Origin of the sequence: Paracoccus isoporae (assembly GCF_900101865.1) — a bacterium.
Taxonomy (GTDB): Bacteria; Pseudomonadota; Alphaproteobacteria; order Rhodobacterales; family Rhodobacteraceae; genus Paracoccus; species Paracoccus isoporae.
The window spans coordinates 253,408-274,819 of the sequence record NZ_FNAH01000003.1; the positions used below are offsets into that span (position 1 = coordinate 253,408).

Consider the following 21,412-nt stretch of genomic DNA (forward strand, 5'->3'; position numbering starts at 1 on the left):
CAAATTGTGACGTTGCGGCACTTACATCGCCGGCAGAAGAACCCCGTCGATGACATGGACCACGCCGTTGCCGGCCTCGAGATCCGCCGTCGTGACCGTGACGGTGTCATTGATCTTCACCATGTCGCCATCGAGCGTCAGGTTCAGTTCACAATTGCCCATGGTGGTGACCGGGTGGCTGCCGCCATCATCCTCGATCATCTGCACGACATCGGCGGCGAGCGCGCGCGTCTCGACCACGTGGCAGCCGAGGATCTGGACGAGCCGGTCACGGTTTTCCGGCATCAGCGCCTCTTCAAGCGCGCCGTCGGGCAGCGCCTCGAACGCCGCGTCGGTGGGAGCGAAGACCGTGAACGGCCCTTCTCCCATCAGCGCCTCGCCCATCTCGGCTTCGACAACGGCCGTTTCCAGCGTCGTATGGTCCTCCGACTCCATCACGATATCCGCGACGGTGGCCGGCATCTCCTCCGCAGCGTCCTGCGCGAAGGCCGCAGTTCCAAGCACGCAAAGCGCGGCGGGGATAGCAAAACTGGTGAACTTCATCTCTCACTCCTCACTATGGACTCACAGATACGGCGCCGGGATGCCGCGAGGTTGCGCCGCTCACGGCTTCGTGAGAACAGCAGGCGGGTTGCGGCTCAACCGCCGGTCGGGCATGCTCGCCCCAGTCCAGCCGGGGCCGGTGATGAGTTCGGATGTCGCAGAGTTGCAGGAACTGCTGGCGCAGGTCGCCCTGCGCGACCGTGCCGCGTTTCAGGAGCTTTACCGGCGCAGCTCCCCGAAACTCTTCGCGATCTGCCTGCGTATCCTGAAGGATCAGCAGGAGGCAGAGGATGCCTTGCAGGAGGTCTTCGTCAAGATCTGGCATAATGCGGACCGGTATGCCGCGCCGCTGGCGAGCCCGCAGGCCTGGATGAATGCGGTGACGCGCAACCTGGCGATCGACATGCTGCGCCGGCGCAGGCCCGGCGGTGGAGAGATGGACGCGGCCGAACGCCTTGCCGATGACCGGCCCGGGCCGGAAGAGGCGGCGGTGATGAGGTCCGAAGGCCGCCGGATCGAGGCCTGCCTGGCCCAGCTGGACCCCGACCGCGCCGAGGCGGTGCGCCTCGCCTATGTCGAGGGCGCGAGCTATGTGGAGTTGGCCGAGCGGTTCGACGTGCCGCTGAACACCATGCGCAGTTGGCTGCGGCGCAGTCTCATCAAGCTGAGGGAGTGTCTGACACGATGATCGACGATACTTCCCGCCAAGACCCACCCGAACTCGACCCGCGCGACATCGCCACGGCGGGCGAATATGTCCTGGGCACCTTGCCTCTTGCAGAGCGCGAGGCGTTTCGCCGCCGCCTGCTGGCGGAACCGGCCCTGGCGGCCGAGGTGACGCGATGGGAGTCGCATTTCGACCCGATCGCAGACGAGGTGCGCCCGGTCGGCCCGCCGCCGACCGCATGGCCAAAGGTCGAACGCCGCCTGTTCGCCGCACCGTCTGACCGGATCGCCGCCGGGGCGGCACGGCTGTGGAAGCTGCTGGCCCTCGGCTCGGCGCTTGCTGCGGCCGTGCTGGTGGCGCTGCTGTGGCTTGGCCAGCCAGATCGCACAGAAGAGCCGCTGCTTTGGGTATCGGATATGGTCTCTGCCGACAGCTCCGTCCGCCTCACCGCGCTGTATGACGAGACCGACGGGGATATGCGGGTCTCGGTCGCGGGCACACCGCCTTCACCGGGCCGGGATTTCGAGCTTTGGCTGATCCAGGGGGATCTGGCGCCGATCTCGCTCGGCGTGATGCCGCATGAGGGCCACACCCAGATGCCGGTCCCGCCGGATCTGCAGACGCTTGTCGCGAACGCCACGCTTGCGATCACCGATGAACCCAGCGGCGGCGCGCCCGGCGGGGTGGCAACCGGCCCCATCGTCGCGCAGGCCGAGATGCGGCGGATCTGAGCGCACCGGCGAGGTGTCCTGTGGCCAACCGCAAGCGATGCTGGCCATAAGAGATCTCGGGTTTCCAGCCGGGCGTCCTGCGGCCGCAGAGGCGATCCGGACCGTCAGCGCGTGACGGCCACGCTGATCCCGCAGCTTGCTTTTGCGCCGCGCTGCGCCTAGGTCTCCGGCGATGAGCCAGAACCCGCCAGTCCTTCGCCCCGATCTCGCCCGCGCGACCGTTCCCGACGGTCCGCGCCGCGCGGATCAGCCGACCATCGGCATGGTCAGCCTGGGATGCCCCAAGGCGCTCGTGGACAGCGAACGCATCCTGACCCGGCTGCGGGCCGAGGGCTATGCGATCAGCCCAGATTATTCCGGCGCCGATGCGGTGATCGTGAATACCTGCGGCTTTCTGGACAGCGCCAAGGCGGAATCGCTGGACGCCATTGGCGAGGCGCTGAGCGCGAATGGCCGCGTCATCGTCACCGGCTGTCTGGGGGCCGAGCCGGATTACATCACCGGCGCGCATCCGAAGGTCCTCGCGGTGACCGGCCCGCATCAATATGAACAGGTGCTCGACGCGGTGCATGGCGCGGTGCCGCCCGCGCCCGATCCTTTCGTCGATCTGCTGCCCGCCAGCAGCGTCAGCCTGACCCCGCGCCATTACAGCTATCTCAAGATTTCCGAGGGCTGTAACCACAAATGCAAGTTCTGCATCATCCCCGACATGCGCGGCCGGCTGGCCAGCCGCCCGGCCCATGCCGTGATGCGCGAGGCGGAAAAGCTGGTCGAGGCCGGGGTCCGCGAGTTGCTGGTCATCTCGCAGGACACATCTGCCTATGGGGTCGATCTGAAACATGAAGAGGCGCGCGGCCACCGCGCCCATATCACCGATCTGGCCCGCGATCTGGGCGGGCTCGGTGCCTGGGTGCGGCTGCATTACGTCTATCCCTATCCCCATGTGCGCCAGTTGATCCCGCTGATGGCCGAAGGTCTGGTGCTGCCCTATCTGGACATCCCGTTCCAGCACGCCCATCCGGACACGCTCAAACGCATGGCCCGCCCGGCGGCGGCAGCGAAAACGCTGGATGAAATCACCGCCTGGCGCGCCGATTGCCCCGAGATCACGCTCCGCTCGACCTTTATCGTGGGCTACCCAGGCGAAACCGAGGCCGAGTTTCAGACGCTTCTCGACTGGCTGGATGAGGCGCAGCTCGACCGGGTCGGTGCGTTCCAGTATGAAAACGTCGCCGGAGCGCGGGCCAATGACCTGCCCGACCATGTGCCGGACGAGGTCAAGCAGGACCGTTTCGACCGTTTCATGCGGAAGGCGCAGGCGATCAGCGAAGCGAAGCTGGTGGCGAAACTCGGCCAGCGGATCGAGGTGATCGTGGACGAGGTGGACGCGGATGGCGCCACCTGCCGGACCAGGGCCGATGCGCCCGAAATCGACGGCAACCTGTTCATCGACGAGGGGTTCGAGGGGCTGAAACCCGGCGATATCGTCAGCGTGACGGTGGACGAGGCCGGAGAATATGATCTGTGGGGACGGCTCTGAAGCGCGGCGGCGATCCTCATCCGCCCGCAATCACCCGCTTCCCCCTTTGCCCGGCTTGGGCTAAGCATTCAGAATGACGACAGAAATCGCATTCTGACCGAACCGCATGGCTTTCGACCCCGACCGCAAGCTGGCGCCGCAGATCCGCATCGTGGAAAACGCGCTGATCGTGCCTTCGGCAGATGGCGATTTTCGCGGTCTGTTTCGCAAGGCGGGCGTCTATGACGGCGATGGCCATTATCTGCCGCTGGCCGAATGTCTGCGCTCGCCCGGTCTGCCGATCACGATGCGGCCCGGAACCCCGCCGCCCGAGGCTCAGGACCACCTGAAGGGCTGCTGGCTTTACGGCGGCATGCTTTTTTCGCATTTCGGACATTTCCTGCTGCAAAGCACCTCGCGTCTCTGGGCGGCGGAGCATGTAGACGACAAGCTCGACGGCACGATCTTCCTGACCCGGCAAAGAATGACCTGGCCTGCCCGCTATGTGCGCCCGCTGGTGCCGAGACTGCGGCATTTCGGTCCGGGCACGGAAAACCCGGTCGGGGTGGTCAAGCCGGTGCGGGTCGAACGGCTGGTCGTCGCACCTCAGGGCTTCGGCGGCGGACCGGCGATCGCAGGCTGCCCGGAGTTCCGTGACTACATCCACCGGCATTTCGGCCGCGACGTGCCCGCCGAGGGGGCCGAGAAGATCTATATCTCGCGCACGAAGCTGTTCACCAAGCGCAGCCGCTACCTCGCCGAGCCGCGCATCGAGGCGCTGCTGGAGAAGGAAGGCTATCGGATCTTTCACCCGCAGACCCTGCCCTTCGAGGAGCAGATCGCGCAGTACAAGGCCGCGCGGCGCATCATTTCCTGCGATTCGTCTGCGCTGCATCTGGCGGCACTGCTGGCCGGGCCGGATACGCAGGTGGCCATGACCCTGCGCCGGAGCGAGGATATGGCTCCGGAATTCATTGACCAGTTCCGGTATCTCTGCGGCGTCTCGCCCGTGGTGATCGACACAATCACCAAGCAATATCAGCGCCGCCTCAGCGACGGGGTCATCCAGCCGGGCGGAACATTTTCGGAAATCGATTTCGCCAAGATGGGCCGCGAACTGCACGCGGCCGGATTTATCGGGGACAGATCGGGATGGACCGCCCCGCCGCCCGAGATGCTGGCCGCCGAGCGCCGCGCGATCGAGGAAAGCAACGGGGTCGAACTGGTCGAGAAGCCGGTGGACTGATCCCGGCCGGGCCTTCGGATCACGCTTCACCTTCCCGCCTCGATCGCCTACACAGCCCGCAAAACGCCCTTTTTCGACAGGAGCGCCCGATGGCAGCCTATGAATTCGTCTATCACATGGACGGCGTGTCCAAGACCTATCCCGGCGGCAAGAAGGTCTTTGAAAATATCCGCCTGAACTTCCTGCCCGGCGTCAAGATCGGCGTGGTCGGCGTGAACGGCGCGGGTAAATCGACACTGCTCAAGATCATGGCCGGGCTCGACAAGGATTTCTCGGGCGAAGCCTGGGCCGCGAAAGGCGCCAAGGTCGGCTATCTGCCGCAGGAGCCGCAGCTCGATGAATCGCTCAATGTCCGTGAGAACGTCATGCTGGGCGTGGCCGAGAAAAAGGCCAAGCTGGACCGGTTCAACGAACTGGCGATGAACTACTCGGATGAAACCGCCGAGGAGATGGCCAAGCTTCAGGACGAAATCGACGCCGAAAACCTCTGGGACCTCGACAGCCAGATCGACGTTGCGATGGAGGCACTGCGCTGCCCGCCCGACGATGCCGATGTCTCCACGCTTTCGGGCGGTGAACGCCGCCGCGTGGCACTGTGCAAGCTGCTGCTGGAAGCGCCTGACATGCTGCTGCTCGACGAACCGACCAACCACCTCGACGCCGAAACCATCGCCTGGCTGCAAAAGCACCTGATCGAATATCCCGGCACGATCCTGGTGGTCACCCATGATCGCTATTTCCTCGACGACATCACCGGCTGGATTCTGGAACTCGACCGCGGCCGCGGCATCCCCTATGAGGGCAATTACTCAAGCTGGCTGGAGCAGAAATCCAAGCGCATGGCGCAGGAGGCCCGCGAGGACAAGGCGCGGCAGAAACAGCTTGACCGCGAACTGGAGTGGATCCGCGCCGGTGCGAAAGCCCGTCAGGCCAAGCAGAAGGCCCGGATCAACGCCTATAACGAAATGGCGTCCAAATCCGAGCGCGAGAAGCTGTCGCGCGCCCAGATCATCATCCCGAATGGCGAACGCCTCGGCAACAAGGTGATCGAGGTCGAGGGGCTGAAAAAGGCCATGGGCGACAAGCTGCTGATCGAGGATCTGTCGTTTTCGCTGCCGCCCGGCGGCATTGTCGGCGTGATCGGCCCGAACGGGGCGGGGAAATCCACCCTGTTCCGCATGCTGACCGGCCAGGAGCAGCCCGATCAGGGCGAGATCAGCTACGGCGACACGGTGGAGCTGTCCTATGTCGATCAGTCCCGCGACGCGCTCGGCGGCGACAAGACGGTGTGGGAGGAAATCTCCGGCGGGGCCGAGCAGATCGAGCTGGGCGATGTGCAGATGAACTCCCGCGCCTATGCGAGTGCGTTCAACTTCAAGGGCGGCGACCAGCAGAAGAAGGTCGGCCAGCTTTCGGGGGGTGAGCGGAACCGCGTGCATATGGCCAAGCTCTTGAAATCGGGCGGCAATGTGCTGCTGCTCGACGAACCGACCAACGATCTGGATGTGGAAACCCTGCAGGCGCTTGAGGCCGCCCTGGACGATTTCGCCGGCTGCGCGGTCATCATCAGCCACGACCGTTTCTTCCTCGACCGGCTCTGCACCCATATCCTGGCCTTCGAGGGCGACGCCCATGTCGAATGGTTCGAGGGCAATTTCGAGGATTACGAGGCCGACAAGATCAAGCGCCTCGGCCCCGATGCGGTGGAGCCCAAGCGGGTCAAATACAAGAAATTCACCCGCTGAGCGCAAATGTGGCTGGCGGGATGCGCTGCGGCGCATCCCTGCCTGAGCGTCCGGCTTTCTTTCACGCATTGCGGTAGACTCGGCGCCGGATGCGACCCCAGGATCACTTGCGGCACTTGCTGCGGATCACTGAGCAGCACGATAGTCGGGGCGGGTCGGGCCATCGCAGCATGTCGGCCAATCCGGGCTGGCCCGTCGCATCGTTGGACAGCGAGTTGACTGCCGTGCCCTGCTGGCCAAGAATTCGCATGCGATCTGTGCTGCATCGACGGTCAATGTTTCAGTATGACCCAAAACCTGCGCGAGAGGACCGAAGTCTGTAGCCGCGCCGATTTGCATTCCATATCATGGCATTAAACAGGCAGGGGCCCCCATGACAGAGATGCTGACATTCGACGCGCTCAAGCAGAAACAGCGTGCCATACGCGCCGGGTTTCCCGAAACCATGGGGCTGCGTGTCCACCGCGCGATCAGTTGGATCGGCCGGTCCGAGGCCTGCGCGGGCGACGACGATGCACGTTTCATCTTTCTCTGGATCGCCTTCAACGCCGCCTATGCGGATGAGCGCGAATTCCAGTCCGGGCCGCAAGATTCACGCGCGACGTTTCTCAGGTTCTTCCGACAATTGACGCAGCTTGATGCCGATTGCCGGATCTATAACGCCGTCTGGCTGCGCTTCGCCGGACCTGTGCGGGTGCTGCTGAAGAACCATTACGTGTTCAACCCGTTCTGGCAGCATCACAACGGCATCGAAGGCTACGCGAACTGGGAAGAGCGATTCAATGCGTCGAGCCATGCCTTCGGGGCGGCGTTCCAGTCGGGCGAAACGGCGAGCGTGCTGAGCTTCGTGTTCGATCGCCTCTATGTCCTGCGCAACCAACTCGTGCATGGCGGCGCGACATGGAACAGCAGTATCAACCGCGCGCAGGTCCGCGACGGCGCCGCCATTCTGGGCGTGCTGATGCCGCTGTTTGTTGACCTGATGATGGATCATCCCGACGCGGATTGGGGCCGGCCCTTCTATCCGGTTGTCTCCTGAGAGAGCGGGACGCTGTCTCCGCGCGGCGTGGGTCGTGAATGCTGTATCTGACACAGCCCGACAGCGACGCATCAACCGCCCCCAAAAGGAAACCTGTTTGTTTTCATATTCTTGCGCATGACACCCCGTCGGCTCTGCATCATCATCCGCGCCATGACCTGTCGCATTAACATACGCGCCATAACTGGCTGAGGCTCCGGCAATCTCCGGGGTCCTTCTCGCGTCTCGTTCAGCAATCCGCCGCACCGACTTCAGCCACGGCCGGCAAGGTTAAGTTCCATGTTTACGACCCACATTAGTGCACGGCAGCGGGCAGAACTCCGCTCTAGACGTTTGGTGACGCAGAACCCCGTGCGCCAGAACGCCGATGGTTCAGACCTGTTGAACGTGCTGCGAACCGGGCCGGACCTTCTGTTCAAGACTCCAGGGCGGGGCATAATGAGAGCCGGTCCCAAGCCTGAGGCTGGATGAACCGCAGAGGCAAGAGACCCGCCTGCGCCGATCTCACTCACCTGACGCGTGGGGAACATCGCACCTCCACCCTCGCGCGACTGAGAAACCGCCGGACCGGATCCGGTCCGGCGGATCGCTGAAACCAACCAGATACCGAAACATGATCGGAGATACGGATGAAGATCCGCCGGGACGTGAAAACCTACGCCGCCGCCCTGCTGCTGAAGCGGAACGGCAACCTTGCAGAGTTGCGGGGCGACCTGGACCTGACGCCGCAACTATTGCGGATCCAATGGCAGATCCGGCGCGATCTGGCCTGCCGCGCCGCGCATTGTGCCGGGCATCGCTATGCGCTCGCGCATGCATTGTCACTGCATGATTTCATCTGGCTAAGCGACTCCTTCGCGCATCACGATCTGGCTCAGGTGCAGCAGGTGATGGCTGCGCACCGTAGCAGCAAAGACAATGCATCGCGGTCCGCAGGGCGCGAGCGGCGCCGGAATCTGCTTACGTCAATGCGGCAGATGGGTCTTGCCGGTCTTACACCGAAACGCGTCGAAGCCAGAGCAAACCTCATCGACCGCGCCTGCAGCGACTATCGGGCCGGGATCCCTCTTGACCAGCATTTGCGCAGCGAAGCAGATCGCGAATTCCCGCTCCACCCGGCCGAAAGCGACTCGACGATTGGCGCGGTGCCCGCACGGCAGCCTGCGACCGAGCCGGCGTGGTCCCTGAACCATGGCAGCGTTCACGTCATGCTGTCGGAGCCACAGTTGAAACCCCGCGACGAGATGGGCGACATCGTCGCAGGGCTGCGGGGCCGCAAGCGCCTCGCTGGCGCGGCCGATCCCGATGCGATCGATATGCTCTACGCCGATCTCTACGAGGGGAGTCCCTGGCTGCAGCCGGTCATCGAGTGGATGTGGCGGGCGCATCGCGACCTGCTGGCTGAACCGCCGGCCTATTTCCGGCTGCCGCCTTTCCTGCTGATCGGCCCGCCGGGATGCGGGAAAACCCATCTGTTGGAGCGGGTGGCCGATCTGTCCGGCGTCACGCGGCGGCGGATCGACATGTCGGCCCTGTCCTCGTCCTTCGCGATCACCGGGACGGAGCGGGGCTGGTCATCCTCGCGCCCCGGTGAGCCCGTCTGTGCGATTGCCGAAGGCGAGGTGGCAAACCCGATGATCGTGCTTGACGAGATCGAGAAGTCCCGCGCCAATTCCGGGGCCGCCGATCCGCTCCTGGCGCTTCTGCCTCTGTTGCAGCGCGACAGTGCGGCGCGGTTTCGCTGCCCGTCGCTGCGGGCCGATCTGGATCTGTCCCATGTGACCTGGGCGATGAGCGGCAACGAAATCGGCCGCCTGTCCGCGCCGTTCCGCGACCGGATCACGGTGTTTCGCTGTGACGCCCCGCGCGGGGTGCATCTGCGCCACCACGTGCAGCGCCGCCTTGGCGCGGACGCCGCGGCGCAATCAGTGGTGGATGATGTCGTCCGGGAGATCGAGCGCGGCAGGCTGAGCCTGCGCGGCCTCGGCCGCATCGAGAAGGAATTCAGGCGCATCAGGCGCGGCGGACCCCTGCTCCACTGAGCCGTTCTCGTTCGCCTGCCTCATGTTCGATGTTGACAATGACAGCGTTCCCGGGCATGACAGCCGCGTCCTTGAACTGAAGGTTTTTGATCCGCATCCCGGCGTCTCTCGCCAGGGCATGGCGGCTTGTAACCTTCGAAAGGACCATCATGCGACGCAATTTCATCGACAGCCCGCGTCTGGCCAGTGCCATCACCCAGCAGCTTTCGCTGACCCCTCCATGCCTCCAGCCCCATCTCGACACGCTGCGGCGGCTTCTCACCCGGTATCTCCCGGAGATGGAACTTGGCGAGCGGGCCCTGCCCGAGCCGGACGATCCGGGATGGGCGCAGGAGAAGGCCGAGCAGGGCGCTATTCTGTTCAGGCTGGGACCTGAAGGAGAGATCCGGGCGCGCCAGGTCATCGCTGAGTTTCTCTTGTTCTTCGAGAGCCTGGTCCAGATCTCCGAGGATCGGAATCATCCCTATCGGGAAAGAGCCATGCGCCACCTGCGTGGCGGCCCCCACTGGAAGCCGCAGACGGAAGACGGTTGCCGGGACGGCAGACTCAGTGACTATCTGCAGCTCGAAAGCTTCCTCGGTCGGGCCTATGAAGCGAAACGGAAGTCACGGCAATATCGGCCGTTTGCTCGCCCTGCCACGATTGCCACGGACGACCTCGTAGGCACGCGCGCGACCACCATCGCCGAGATCATCTCGATCGGTCGTGAAGCCGACAACTGCCTCTCCAGCCATTGGATGGCCAAGCAGATCATGCGGAAAGGTCACGATGTCTGGATGATCAAGGCAGGTGGCGAGGTTGTCGCGGTGATCGAGTTGGATGTCACCGGACGAATTCACGAAATGAGTGCGCCGGGAAACGGCCACTCCTTCAGTGGTCGCGGGTTTGAATTGATCGCCTGGTGCCGAAAGGCGGGGTTCTGTGCGAGGTCTGACGTAGGAATTCCGGTTAAAGATTTTCTTCCTATTGGGTCAGCTCTGCAGGCGGATGACGACTGGATGCGTCGCCCACGCATTAGGGGAGACGAAGATTTGGAACCGAATGAAGAGGCAGCAAGGGAGTTTTTCGCGGCCATGGCGCGCATCGGTGCCTGGCCCGAAGGGGAAAACCCGATGGGCCGCAATCCTGTCGGCCCATCGAACTCTTGAACTGGCCTGCGGCCCGTTCAGACGATCCCGCCACCACCGCCCGCGGCCTTAGGGCGCCTGGCCGCAACCTGCGCACGGTAACCTGCGGCGCGGTAGGTGGCGACCGGGTCGATCGCGGCACCGGCGCGCCGGCGCGCTTCGGCCAGGATCGGCTCGACATCGGTGCGAAACGCCGCGCGCAGGGTTGCGGCAGCCATCAGCGCGTCATTTTCCTGCCGGTAACCTTCCAACGCAGCGCGATCCACAAGGCTCGCCTGCACATAGGCACGCTGGATCTCTCCGGCCGAGACGATCAGGCTTTCGATCGGATCGGTGACGTTGTGGCTTTGGTCGATCATATGGGCGAGGTTCAGCCCCGGCGTATCCTCCAGCTCGACCAGTTCGTTGAAGACGAGGAACAGGCGGAACGGCTCGATCGTGCCGCTGTCCAGGTCGTCATCGCCATATTTGCTGTCGTTGAAGTGGAACCCGCCCAGCTTGCCGGCGCGGATCAGCCGCGCGACGATCATCTCGATATTCACATTCGGCGCATGATGGCCCAGATCCACCAGGCATTGTGCCTGATCGCCCAATTCCTGCGCGATCATCAGGCTGGTGCCCCAATCCTGCACCACGGTGGAATAGAAAGCCGGCTCATAGATCTTGTGTTCGCTGAAGATCCGCCAGTCTCCGGGCAGCCTGGCATAGATCCGCTTCATCGATTCGAGATAGCGGTCGAACTGCCGCGACAGCGATGTCTGACCGGGGAAGTTCGATCCGTCGCCGATCCAGACCGTCAGCGCCTTGGATCCGATCTTCTCGCCGATCTCGATACATTCGATATTATGCTCGATCGCCTGCTGCCGCGTGGCTATGTCGACATGAGACAGCGAGCCGTATTTGTAGCTCAGCGGATGACCCTCGTGATTCTGGAACGTGTTCGAGTTCATCGCATCGAAGCCGAGGCCCAGCTCTTCGGCCTTGGCCATCAGATCGGCGGGATCGGCCTTGTCCCACGGAATATGCAGGCTAACGCGCGGCGTGGCGTCGGTGAGTTGCTGGATCACCCCACAATCATCCAGCTTGTCCATGATCCCGTTCGGCTCGCCCTCTCCCGGAAACCGGGCAAACCGCGTGCCGCCGGTGCCGGTGCCCCAGCTCGGGATGGCGACGCCGAACCCCGTGGCGCGTCGGGTCAGCGCCTCGATCTCGACGCCGTTGCGCGCCAGCCGCGCGCCGAGCGCATCGTAATCCTGTGCCAGCCCGGCCTGGCGCCTGGCGTTCTCCGCCTCGATGATGCTTGTCTCGATCATGGTCGTCACCGCGTGAAGGCCTGGACGTTGCCGGCGTCCACATTGATGATATTGCCCGTCGATTTGGCCGACAGCTCGCTGGCGAAGAAATAGATCCCCTCGGCAATGTCCTCGGGCAGCACGGATCGCTTCAGCAAGGATCGCTGGCGATACATCTCCTCCAGCCCGTCCTTGTCGGTGCCGTAGGTCGAGGCGCGCTGATCCAGCCAGTCCCCCTCCCAGATCTTCGAGCCGCGCAGCACCGCGTCAGGGTTCACGACGTTCACGCGGATGCCGGCTTCGGCCCCTTCCAGCGCCAGGCAGCGGGCCAGGTGGATCTCGGCCGCCTTGGCGGTGCAATAGGCCGAGGCATTGGGGCTGGCGGCAAGCCCGTTCTTCGATGCCACGAACACCACCGATCCGCCAATATCCTGCGCCCGCAACATGCGGAACGCCTCGCGGCTGACCAGGAAGTAGCCGGTCGAGAGGATGTCCATGTTCCTGTTCCACAGCGCCAGCGTGGTCTCCTCGACCGGAGAGGAGGACGCGATCCCGGCATTGGACACCAGAATGTCGACACCCCCGAACGCCAGTGCCGTCTCCGCGAAGGCGCGCGCCACCTGCGCCTCGTCGGTGACGTTCATCTTCACCCCGCACACCCGGTCGGCCCCGTGACGTGCGGCGAACCCTGCCGTCACCTCGTCAAGCGCTGCGGCGTCGATATCGGCCAGCATGACACAGGCGCCCTCGCGCAGCATCCGCTCGGCCGTGGCGGCTCCGATCCCGCCCGCGCCGCCGGTGACAAGCGCGATCCGCCCCGCAAGCGCCTTGGGTTTCGGCATGCGTTGCAGCTTGGCCTCCTCAAGCAGCCAGTATTCGATATCGAAGGCCTCCTGTTCGGGCAGCCCCTGATAGCGGGACACCCCAGAGGCCCCGCGCATCACGTTGATCGCGTTGACGTAGAACTCGCCCGAGATGCGCGCCGTCGCCTTGTCGCGCGCGAAGGTGATCATGCCCACGCCGGGGACCAGGTAAACCACCGCGTTGGGATCGCGCATCGCCGGGCTGCCCGGCTGCTTGCAGCGGTCGTAATAGGCCGCGTAATCGTCGCGATAGGCGGCGACCGCGTCAGGCAGGCTGGCGATCGTGGCGTCCAGATCAGGGTTGGCGGGATCGAAATCAACAACCAGCGGTCGGATCTTGGTGCGCAGGAAATGATCGGGGCAGGACGTCCCGAGCGGGGCCAGTTCCTCGAACATGGCGGAACCTAGAAACTCAAGCACGGCCTGCTGGTCGTCGAAATGGCCGACCATGTGGCGATCCGCAGAGATCAGGCCGCGGATGACCGGCATCAGCCGCGCGGCGATCCCCTGCCGCTGCGTGGCGGGCAGGGTCGGGCGCGCTTCGCCGCCAAAGGCAGGCTTGCCCGACATGCGCGCGTCCAGCCAGGCGGCGGCCTGATTGATGACATCCAGCGTCGTCTGATAGCACGCCTCCGCCGTGTCGCCCCAGGTGAACAGGCCGTGGCTTTCCAGCACGCAGCCCCTGGCATCCGGGTTCTCGGTCGCAAATTTTTCCAGCCACAGGCCAAGCTCGTAGCCCGGCTTTTTCCACGGCAGCCAGCCAATATCCTCACCGAAAATCTCAGCCGTCAACTCGCGCGATTTGACGGATGCGGCGATGGCGATGATGGCGTCGGAATGGACGTGATCGACATGCTTGCGGGGCACATAGGCGTGCAGCGGCGTGTCGATGCTGGCCGCGCGCGGGTTCAGGCCAAAGGTGCAGTGCGGCAGGTAGCCCACCATCTCGTCCTCGAATGCCACGCCGCGATACTTGCCTTTCAGAGCCTGCAGCCTGTCCATGTAGAGCGTTGCAAACCCGTCCTTCGTCATGGAGCCGATATCGCCGCCCGACCCCTTGACCCAGAGCACTTCCACCTCCTCGCCGGTCAGGGGATCGGTTTCCATAATCTTGGCCGAGGTGTTGCCGCCGCCGTAATTCGTGACGCGCTTGTCGGAGCCCAGCAGGTTGGAGCGATAGAGCAGCTTGTCCGATTCGCTCATCGACGCGGCCTTGGCGTCGTCCCAGAGATTGTGCAGCCGGCTGGCGGCAGCGATCTTGTCCATGAAAAGCTCCTCCGGCGGCGGCGTGCCGCAATGTTCTGCTGAAATCTAACCGCGGTGCGGCGGTTCGGTCAATCAGTTTCGATCAATTGCAATCATCAATGGCGAATGCATGCAATTTTATGACTGAAAATGATTGACAGTGAGCGGCGACGATGAAAATGTGACGAGAGGGAGGACGCCATGCTGGAAACGGAACGCCATCGGATCATCTTGTCCGCCGTGCAGGAGCGCCCGGTGGTGACGGTGGCCGATATCTGTGCGCTGACCGGCGCGTCCGAAGCGACGGTGCGGCGCGACATCGCCACGCTGCACATGGCCAAGAAGCTGCGCCGGGTGCGCGGCGGGGCCGAGGCGATCGCACCCTCGCAATTCGTCGGCATCAACGCCCGTCCCTTCGCGGTCAACCAGACGGTCAATATCGCGCAGAAACGCGCAATCGCGCAGGCAGCCGTCGAGCTTTGCGAGGATGGCGATGCGATCATCATCAATGGCGGCACGACGACTTTCCAGATGGTTCACCCGCTGACCACCAAGCGGTTGCAGGTGTTTACCAACAGTTTCCCGATTGCCGAACATCTGCTGAAACAGTCGAAGAACACGGTGCTGCTGCCCGCCGGCGCGATCTACCGCGAACAGAATATCATCCTGTCGCCCTTCGATGCCGATGGTAGCAATCACTTCTACGCAAAGCGCATGTTCATGGGGTGCCGCGCGCTCGGCCCGCTGGGTCTGATGGAGGGCGACCCGCTGCTGGTGCAGGCCGAGCAGAAGCTGATCGGTCAGGCCGATGAATTGATCGTCCTGGCCGACAGCTCGAAATTCCGCCAGCGGTCGAGCCTGCTGCTTTGCCCGCTGAGCCGCATCCATTGCGTCATCACCGATGACGGGATCGACGACCGTGCCGCGCAGATGCTCGCCGCCGCCGAGGTGCGGCTGATCGTGGCAAGCGCAGCCGGGCAGCGCAGCGAGGCGACGCCATGACCGGGCGGATCATCGCGGTCCGGCACCTGGCCGTGGCGATTTCCGGGAACAACATTCACCGGATGGCCGGACAGGACCATCCGATCCAAGGGAGGAAGACATGAAACTGCTCAAGACACTGATGACCGGGGCCGCCGCCCTGTCGCTGATGGCGACGACCGCCTCGGCCGAGGAGATGCGCATCGCACTGGTGGTCAAGGCGCTCGGCATCGGCTTTTTCGAGGCCGCCAACAAGGGCGCGCAAGAAGCGGCGGAGGAGCTGGGCGATGTGGAGATCATCTATACCGGCCCGACCGACACGACCGCGGAAGGCCAGATCGAGGTCATCAACAGCCTGATCGCGCAGCGCGTCGATGCCATCGCGATCAGCGCCAACGACACCGACGCGCTCGTCCCGACGCTGAAAAAGGCGATGGATCGCGGCATCACCGTCATCAGCTGGGATTCCGGCGTCGCACCCGAGGGGCGGCAGATGCAGCTCAACCCGTCCTCCAGCCCGCTCATCGGCAACATGATCATCAAGCTGGCCGCGGATCACCTGCCCGATGGCGGTGACGTGGCGGTGCTGTCGGCAACGACGACCTCGACAAACCAGAATGTCTGGATCGAGGAGATGAACAAGGTCGCCGGGGACTATCCCAACGTCAATGTCGTGGCGACCGTCTATGGCGACGACCTCGCGGATAAATCCTATCGCGAGGCGCAGGGGCTGATGCAGACCTATCCCGACCTCAAGGCGATCATCGCCCCGACCAGCGTCGGCATCGTCGCCGCCGCGCAGGCCGTGACCGATGCGGGCAAGATCGGTGAGGTGAACGTGACCGGGCTGGGACTGCCCTCGGAAATGGCCGGGCATGTCGAATCGGGCGCCTCGGAATCCTTCGCGATCTGGAACCCGATCGACCTGGGTTATTCCGCGACGATGATCGCCTATCACCTGGCCAAGGGCGATGCGACCGCCGAGCCCGGCGCGACGATCCCCATCGGGCGCATGGGCGAGGTGACGCTGGACGAGAACAGCGAGGCCGCCATGGCCGATCCCTTCGTCTATGATGCGAGCAACGTCGAAGAGTTCAGCTCGATCTTCTGATCGGGTTCCGGGTCCGGCACACGCAGCCGGACCCTCGCATTCGCAAGGACATTCCCATGCTGGCTGAAACCGATGCGCCGGTGCTGTCGCTGCGCGGCATCGTCAAGACATTCCCCGGCGTGCGCGCCCTCGACGGTGTGCGGCTGGATCTCTATCCGGGTCAGGTCACCGCGCTAATCGGCGAAAACGGGGCCGGCAAGTCGACCATCGTGAAGACGCTGACCGGCATCTATCAGCCGGATGAGGGGCAGATCATCGTCGATGGCGTCGAGACGCGCTTTCCTACGGCCCAGGCCGCCGGTGACGCGGGCGTGACCGCGATCCATCAGGAAACGGTCCTGTTCGACGAAATGACCGTGGCCGAGAATATCTTCATCGGTCACGCGCCGCGCGGGCGGTTCGGGCTGATCGACCGGGCCGAGATGACGCGGCGCGCGCGCGACATCCTGACCAGCATCGGCGCCGATCTGAACCCGAGCGTCAAGCTGCTGGATCTCGGCATCGCCTCGAAACACCTGGTCGCGATTGCCCGCGCGCTGTCCATCGATGCCCGCGTGGTCATCATGGACGAGCCCACCGCGGCGCTGTCGCACAAGGAGATCGCGGAGCTCTATGAGCTGGTCGAGAAGCTGAAGCGTCAGGGCAAGGCAATCCTGTTCATCAGCCATAAATTCGACGAGATCTTCCGCATCGCCGACCGCTGGACGGTGTTTCGCGACGGGCAGTTCGTGGGTGAAGGCGTGATGGCGGGCACGCGCGAGGCGGAGCTGGTGCGCCTGATGGTCGGCCGCAATGTCGATCAGATCTATCCCAAGCGCCCGGCCCGGATCGGCAAGCCCGCCCTGACCGTCGCGGGATATTGCCACCCAACGGAGTTCGACGGGATCAGCTTTACCCTGCACGAGGGCGAGATCCTCGGCTTCTACGGCTTGGTCGGCGCCGGCCGGTCTGAGGTGATGCAGGCGCTGTTCGGCATCACCCAGCCCTCGAAAGGCGCCGTCCGCATCGGCGAGGATGTGCGCGTCATCCGCAGCACGGCACAGGCCGTTCGGGCCGGCATTGTCTATGTCCCCGAGGATCGCGGCCGGCAGGGCGCGGTCAAGGGTCTGCCGATCTTTCAGAACGTCACCTTGCCCTCGCTGAAGGACACAAGCCGCAACGGGTTCCTGCGCCTGGCCGAGGAATTCGCCCTGACCCGGACATACACGCAACGGCTGGACCTGCGCGCCGCGTCGCTGGATCAGGATGTCGCGCTGCTCTCGGGCGGCAATCAGCAGAAAGTCGTCATCGCGAAATGGCTGGCCACGCGGCCGCGGGTCATCATCCTGGACGAGCCGACCAAGGGCATCGATATCGGCTCCAAGGCAGCAGTGCATGATTTCATGTCCGAGCTGGCGGCCGAAGGGCTCGCCGTCATCATGGTCAGCAGCGAGATCCCGGAGATCCTGGGCATGTCGGACCGTGTGATCGTGATGCGCGAGGGCCGCATCGCCGCGGAGTTCGAGGGCGACGAGATGACCCCCGAAAACCTCGTCCGCGCCGCCGTCGGGATCGAGGGAGAGGCGGCATGAGCCTGTTGAAGTCGCGTGAGGCGATCCTCGCCCTGGCCATGCTTCTGCTGCTGGCGGTCATCGCCTCGCGCTTTCCCGGCTTCGTGGCGCCGCGCAACCTGGCCGGCGTGTTCACCGACACCTCGCCGCTGATCCTGCTGGCGCTTGGCCAGATGGTCGTCATCCTGACCAAGTGCATCGATCTGTCGGTCGCGGCCAACCTGGCGCTGTGCGGGATGATCGCGGCGCTGATGGACGGGATGGGCGTGCCGCTGCCGCTGATCCTGCTGGCGGTGCTCGCGCTCGGCGCGGCGCTCGGCGCGGCAAACGGCGCGTTGGTCTGGCTGTTGGGGATCCCGTCCATCGTCGTGACGCTCGGCACCATGACCATCTATCGCGGCACGATCTTCCTGCTGACCGGCGGGGCCTGGATCAATGCGCATCAGATGAGCGCCAGCTTCAAGGCCTTTCCGCGCGCGGTGTTCCTCGGATTGCCGGTGATGGCCTGGATCGCGATTGCCGTGGTCGCGGTGATGGCGGTGGTGATGACACGCACCCCGCTCGGCCGTGCCTTCTATGCGGTGGGCGGCAATCCGCACGCGGCGGTCTATACCGGCATCTCGGTCGGGCGCACGCAATTCGCGGCTTTCGTGATCGCCGGGGCGCTCGCGGGGCTGACCGGCTATCTCTGGGTGGCCCGCTACGCTGTCGCCTATGTCGATATCGCCGGGGGGTTCGAGCTGGACGTGGTCGCGGCCTGCGTCATCGGCGGGATTGCCATCGCGGGCGGGGCCGGAACGGTGGCGGGCTGCGTCATGGGGGCGCTGTTTCTCGGCATCATCAAGAACGCCCTGCCGGTGGTCGGCATCTCGCCCTTCTGGCAGATGGCGATCTCCGGCAGCGCCATCCTGATCGCCATCGCCTTCAACGCTCGCAAGCGTGATCCGGGCCGGATCATCCTGAAACAGGCGGAGCACCGGACATGAGCGACACAACCCCCGACCGCACGACGCGTCACATCCCCGACCGCCTGCAAAGCCCGCTGAGCCGTGCGCTGAAAAGCTGGGAGATGCTGCTGCTGATCGTCGCGGTCGGGATCTTCATCCTGAACGCGCTGGCATCGCCCTATTTCCTCGATCCGTGGAATCTCAGCGACGCGACGTTCAATTTCACCGAGAAGGCGATGATCGCCTTTGCCATGGCGCTGCTCATCATCTCGGGCGAGATCGACCTGTCGGTCGGCGCGATCATCGCGCTGTGTTCCACCGCGATCGGGCTGGCGATGACCGCAGGGGCACAAGCGCCGGTGCTGGTGCTCGTCGGGCTCGGCACCGGGCTCGCCTGCGGCGCGTTCAACGGGGTGCTGGTGGCGCGGTTCGGGCTGCCCTCGATCGTTGTCACCATCGGCACGATGAGCCTGTTCCGCGGCATCTCCTATATCGTCCTGGGGGACAGCGCCTTCACCGGCTACCCGGCCGGCTTTGCATGGTTCGGGCAGGGCTATGTCTGGTGGGTCATCACCGTCGAGCTGGTGATCTTCGCCCTCGCGGCGCTGATCTTCTGGCTGGTGCTTCACCGCAGCAATTTCGGGCGCATGGTCTATGCCATCGGCAACAATGCCACGGCGGCACGGTTCAGCGGCATCCGGGTCGAGAGGGTCAAGTTCATTCTGTTCCTGCTGACCGGGCTGATGAGCGGGATTGCCGCCATCTGCCTGACCTCGCGCCTCGGCTCGACCCGGCCAAGCATCGCGGCGGGGTTCGAACTGGAGGTCGTGACCATCGTGGTCCTGGGCGGGGTCAGCATCCTGGGCGGGTCCGGCTCCATCCCCGGCGTCGTGATCGCGGCCCTGGTCATGGGGCTGGTCACATTCGGCCTGGGCCTGATGAACGTGCCCGGCATTGTCATGTCGATCATCATGGGGCTGTTGCTGATCGGGGTCATCGCCCTGCCGCGGCTGTGGACCATGCTGCGGAGGAGATGATGCAGAAATACGCCTTTCGCATGCAGTTGCATCCGGGCTGCGCAGAGGAATACCGCCGACGCCACGACGCGATCTGGCCCGAACTGGCGGATCTGCTGAAGGATGCGGGAATCAGCGATTACTCGATCCATCTCGACCCTGACACACACGCCCTGTTCGCGGTGCTCTGGCGCGCGGAGGATCACGGTATGGACGACCTGCCGCACCACCCGGTCATGCAGAAGTGGTGGGCGCATATGGCCGATCTGATGGATACCGGCCCCGACAATGCGCCGCTGGCTGTCCCGCTGATCCCGATGTTCCATCTGCCATGAGCCATGTGGCCGTGATCGATATCGGCAAGACCAATGCCAAGCTGGCCTTGGTCAATGCAGACACACTGGCCGAGATGGCGGTGGTCACGCGTCCCAACCTGCCGCTGCCCGGCCCGCCCTGGCCGCATGTCGATCTGGACGGGCATTGGCAATTCTTCCTGCAGCACCTCGCCGCGTTTCATTCCGAATACGGCATAGACGCGATCTCCGTCACCACTCACGGTGCGGCGGCGGTGCTGTTGGATGCGGCGGGCGATGTCGCGGTGCCGATGCTGGATTACGAACATCCCGGCCCCGATGCACTGCGCGGCAGCTATGACGCGCTGCGCCCGGATTTCGCACAAACCGGATCGCCGCCCTTGCCGGCGGGACTGAATCTCGGCGCGCAATTGCATTGGCTGCTGGCCACCCATCCCGATCTCGCGAGCCGCATCGCGCAGATCGTCACCTATCCGCAATATTGGGGCCTGCGCCTGACCGGCGAACGGGCCAGCGACGTCACCTCGCTTGGCTGCCACACCGATCTGTGGGATCCGTGGCAGGGCAGGTTCTCGGATCTGGTCGCGCGGCTCAGTCTTGCGGGCAAGATCGCCCCGGCGCGCCGCGCGGACGAGGTGCTGGGTCTGTTGCGGCCAGAGATCGCGGCCATGACCGGCCTGCCCGTCGCCACGCCGGTGGCGGTCGGCATCCATGACAGCAACGCCTCGCTCTATCCCCATCTCCTCGGTCGCCAGGCCCCCTTCTCGGTCGTCTCGACCGGAACCTGGGTGGTCGCAATGGCCATCGGCGGCGACCCGGTTAGCCTGGACCCGGCGCGGGATGTTCTGGTCAATGTGAACGCGTTCGGCCAGCCGGTGCCCTCGGCCCGGTTCATGGGCGGGCGCGAATTCGAGATCATCCGCGCCGGCGGCGAGCTGCATCCAACCGAGGATGACCGCGCTTGCGTGCTGGAATCCGGGCTGATGATCCTGCCGGCAGTCGAGCCGGGATCGGGCCCGTTTCGGGGGCAGCAGATGCGTTGGACCGCGCCGATCGCCGGTGACGGCCAGCGGATGCTCGCCCTGTCCTGGTATCTGGCGCTGATGACCGATGCCTGCCTGCGCCTGATCGGCGCGCGCGGCCCGGCCATCGTCGAGGGGCCGTTCGCCCGCAACCGGGATTATGTCGATATGCTCTCGGTGCTGCGCGGCGAGGGCGTGGAGATCGCGGAGTCTGCCACCGGCACCTCGGCCGGGGCGGCGCTGCTTTGCGTGGACTACGCCGATCCGCCGCGGACGCGGACGGCAGGGCGACCCCAGGATGCGGATGCGTTGGCCCGCTATGCAGCCGCGTGGCGCGACGCGGCAGGTTGAGGCCGTTTCCGCGATTGACGCAGGCGGGTCCGGGCCTTGCCGTTTCCCTCTGCCGTCATTC

The 21,412-nt window shown here is 64.6% G+C and carries 18 protein-coding genes; 15 read left to right on the forward strand and 3 right to left on the reverse strand.

The features are described from left to right. Positions 1 to 21: 21 nt before the first annotated feature. Positions 22 to 543 carry a fasciclin domain-containing protein gene (locus BLT73_RS07485; RefSeq protein ID WP_090522409.1) on the reverse strand — a complete coding sequence of 174 codons (522 nt, stop codon included), beginning with the start codon at positions 541 to 543 and terminating at the stop codon, positions 22 to 24. 142 nt (positions 544 to 685) lie between these two features. On the opposite strand from BLT73_RS07485, the gene BLT73_RS07490 reads away from it, so the two are divergent. The 8 genes from BLT73_RS07490 to BLT73_RS07525 all read left to right on the forward strand — a co-directional run bounded on the left by BLT73_RS07490 (position 686) and on the right by BLT73_RS07525 (position 10,680). Beyond that, positions 686 to 1,231 carry a sigma-70 family RNA polymerase sigma factor gene (locus BLT73_RS07490; RefSeq protein WP_090522411.1) on the forward strand — a complete coding sequence of 182 codons (546 nt, stop codon included), beginning with the start codon at positions 686 to 688 and terminating at the stop codon, positions 1,229 to 1,231. Further along, positions 1,228 to 1,941 (forward strand): anti-sigma factor, encoded by a 714-nt coding sequence (locus BLT73_RS07495; protein ID WP_090522413.1) that lies wholly within the window; start codon positions 1,228 to 1,230, stop codon positions 1,939 to 1,941. The genes BLT73_RS07490 and BLT73_RS07495 overlap by 4 nt, the downstream gene beginning before the upstream one ends. A 172-nt stretch (positions 1,942 to 2,113) precedes the next feature. Continuing rightward, complete coding sequence (gene rimO / locus BLT73_RS07500) at positions 2,114 to 3,481, forward strand: 30S ribosomal protein S12 methylthiotransferase RimO (protein WP_090522415.1); 1,368 nt, start codon at positions 2,114 to 2,116, stop codon at positions 3,479 to 3,481. 106 nt (positions 3,482 to 3,587) lie between these two features. Then, the gene (locus BLT73_RS07505; protein ID WP_090522417.1) at positions 3,588 to 4,706 is read left to right on the forward strand and encodes a glycosyltransferase family 61 protein; all 1,119 of its coding nucleotides are present in this window, start codon (positions 3,588 to 3,590) and stop codon (positions 4,704 to 4,706) included. An 89-nt stretch (positions 4,707 to 4,795) separates the two neighbouring features. Then, positions 4,796 to 6,451 (forward strand): energy-dependent translational throttle protein EttA, encoded by a 1,656-nt coding sequence (gene ettA, locus BLT73_RS07510; RefSeq protein WP_090522419.1) that lies wholly within the window; start codon positions 4,796 to 4,798, stop codon positions 6,449 to 6,451. A 373-nt stretch (positions 6,452 to 6,824) separates the two neighbouring features. Beyond that, positions 6,825 to 7,490 (forward strand): HEPN domain-containing protein, encoded by a 666-nt coding sequence (locus tag BLT73_RS07515; protein WP_218132516.1) that lies wholly within the window; start codon positions 6,825 to 6,827, stop codon positions 7,488 to 7,490. Positions 7,491 to 8,119: 629 nt separating this feature from the next. Beyond that, positions 8,120 to 9,532 carry an AAA family ATPase gene (locus BLT73_RS07520; protein ID WP_090522421.1) on the forward strand — a complete coding sequence of 471 codons (1,413 nt, stop codon included), beginning with the start codon at positions 8,120 to 8,122 and terminating at the stop codon, positions 9,530 to 9,532. 149 nt (positions 9,533 to 9,681) lie between these two features. Then, on the forward strand, positions 9,682 to 10,680 hold the full coding sequence (locus BLT73_RS07525; protein WP_143025644.1) for a hypothetical protein: 999 nt from the start codon (positions 9,682 to 9,684) through the stop codon (positions 10,678 to 10,680). Between the two features lie 17 nt (positions 10,681 to 10,697). On the opposite strand, the gene rhaI is transcribed toward BLT73_RS07525, so the two are convergent. After that, the gene (gene rhaI / locus BLT73_RS07530) at positions 10,698 to 11,972 is read right to left on the reverse strand and encodes an L-rhamnose catabolism isomerase (protein ID WP_090522594.1); all 1,275 of its coding nucleotides are present in this window, start codon (positions 11,970 to 11,972) and stop codon (positions 10,698 to 10,700) included. 5 nt (positions 11,973 to 11,977) lie between these two features. Beyond that, the gene (locus BLT73_RS07535; protein WP_090522425.1) at positions 11,978 to 14,080 is read right to left on the reverse strand and encodes a bifunctional rhamnulose-1-phosphate aldolase/short-chain dehydrogenase; all 2,103 of its coding nucleotides are present in this window, start codon (positions 14,078 to 14,080) and stop codon (positions 11,978 to 11,980) included. 180 nt (positions 14,081 to 14,260) lie between these two features. Here BLT73_RS07535 and BLT73_RS07540 point away from each other — a divergent pair, with 180 nt between their 5' ends. The 7 genes from BLT73_RS07540 to BLT73_RS07570 all read left to right on the forward strand — a co-directional run bounded on the left by BLT73_RS07540 (position 14,261) and on the right by BLT73_RS07570 (position 21,351). Further along, positions 14,261 to 15,061 carry a DeoR/GlpR family DNA-binding transcription regulator gene (locus BLT73_RS07540; protein ID WP_090522427.1) on the forward strand — a complete coding sequence of 267 codons (801 nt, stop codon included), beginning with the start codon at positions 14,261 to 14,263 and terminating at the stop codon, positions 15,059 to 15,061. A 100-nt stretch (positions 15,062 to 15,161) separates the two neighbouring features. Next, positions 15,162 to 16,151, forward strand: coding sequence for a rhamnose ABC transporter substrate-binding protein (rhaS, locus tag BLT73_RS07545; RefSeq protein WP_090522429.1), 990 nt, complete (start codon positions 15,162 to 15,164; stop codon positions 16,149 to 16,151). A 56-nt stretch (positions 16,152 to 16,207) separates the two neighbouring features. Next, a complete protein-coding gene (locus BLT73_RS07550) occupies positions 16,208 to 17,722 on the forward strand; it encodes a sugar ABC transporter ATP-binding protein (protein WP_090522431.1) in 1,515 nt (504 codons plus the stop codon). Next, positions 17,719 to 18,687, forward strand: coding sequence for an ABC transporter permease (locus BLT73_RS07555; RefSeq protein ID WP_090522433.1), 969 nt, complete (start codon positions 17,719 to 17,721; stop codon positions 18,685 to 18,687). Before BLT73_RS07550 ends, BLT73_RS07555 begins: the two co-directional genes overlap by 4 nt. After that, positions 18,684 to 19,685, forward strand: coding sequence for an ABC transporter permease (locus BLT73_RS07560; protein WP_090522435.1), 1,002 nt, complete (start codon positions 18,684 to 18,686; stop codon positions 19,683 to 19,685). The genes BLT73_RS07555 and BLT73_RS07560 overlap by 4 nt, the downstream gene beginning before the upstream one ends. Beyond that, the gene (locus BLT73_RS07565) at positions 19,685 to 19,999 is read left to right on the forward strand and encodes an L-rhamnose mutarotase (protein WP_090522596.1); all 315 of its coding nucleotides are present in this window, start codon (positions 19,685 to 19,687) and stop codon (positions 19,997 to 19,999) included. The genes BLT73_RS07560 and BLT73_RS07565 overlap by 1 nt, the downstream gene beginning before the upstream one ends. Next, entirely contained in the window at positions 19,996 to 21,351 is a 1,356-nt protein-coding gene (locus BLT73_RS07570) for an FGGY-family carbohydrate kinase (protein WP_090522437.1), read from the forward strand. The genes BLT73_RS07565 and BLT73_RS07570 overlap by 4 nt, the downstream gene beginning before the upstream one ends. Positions 21,352 to 21,412: the final 61 nt, after the last annotated feature.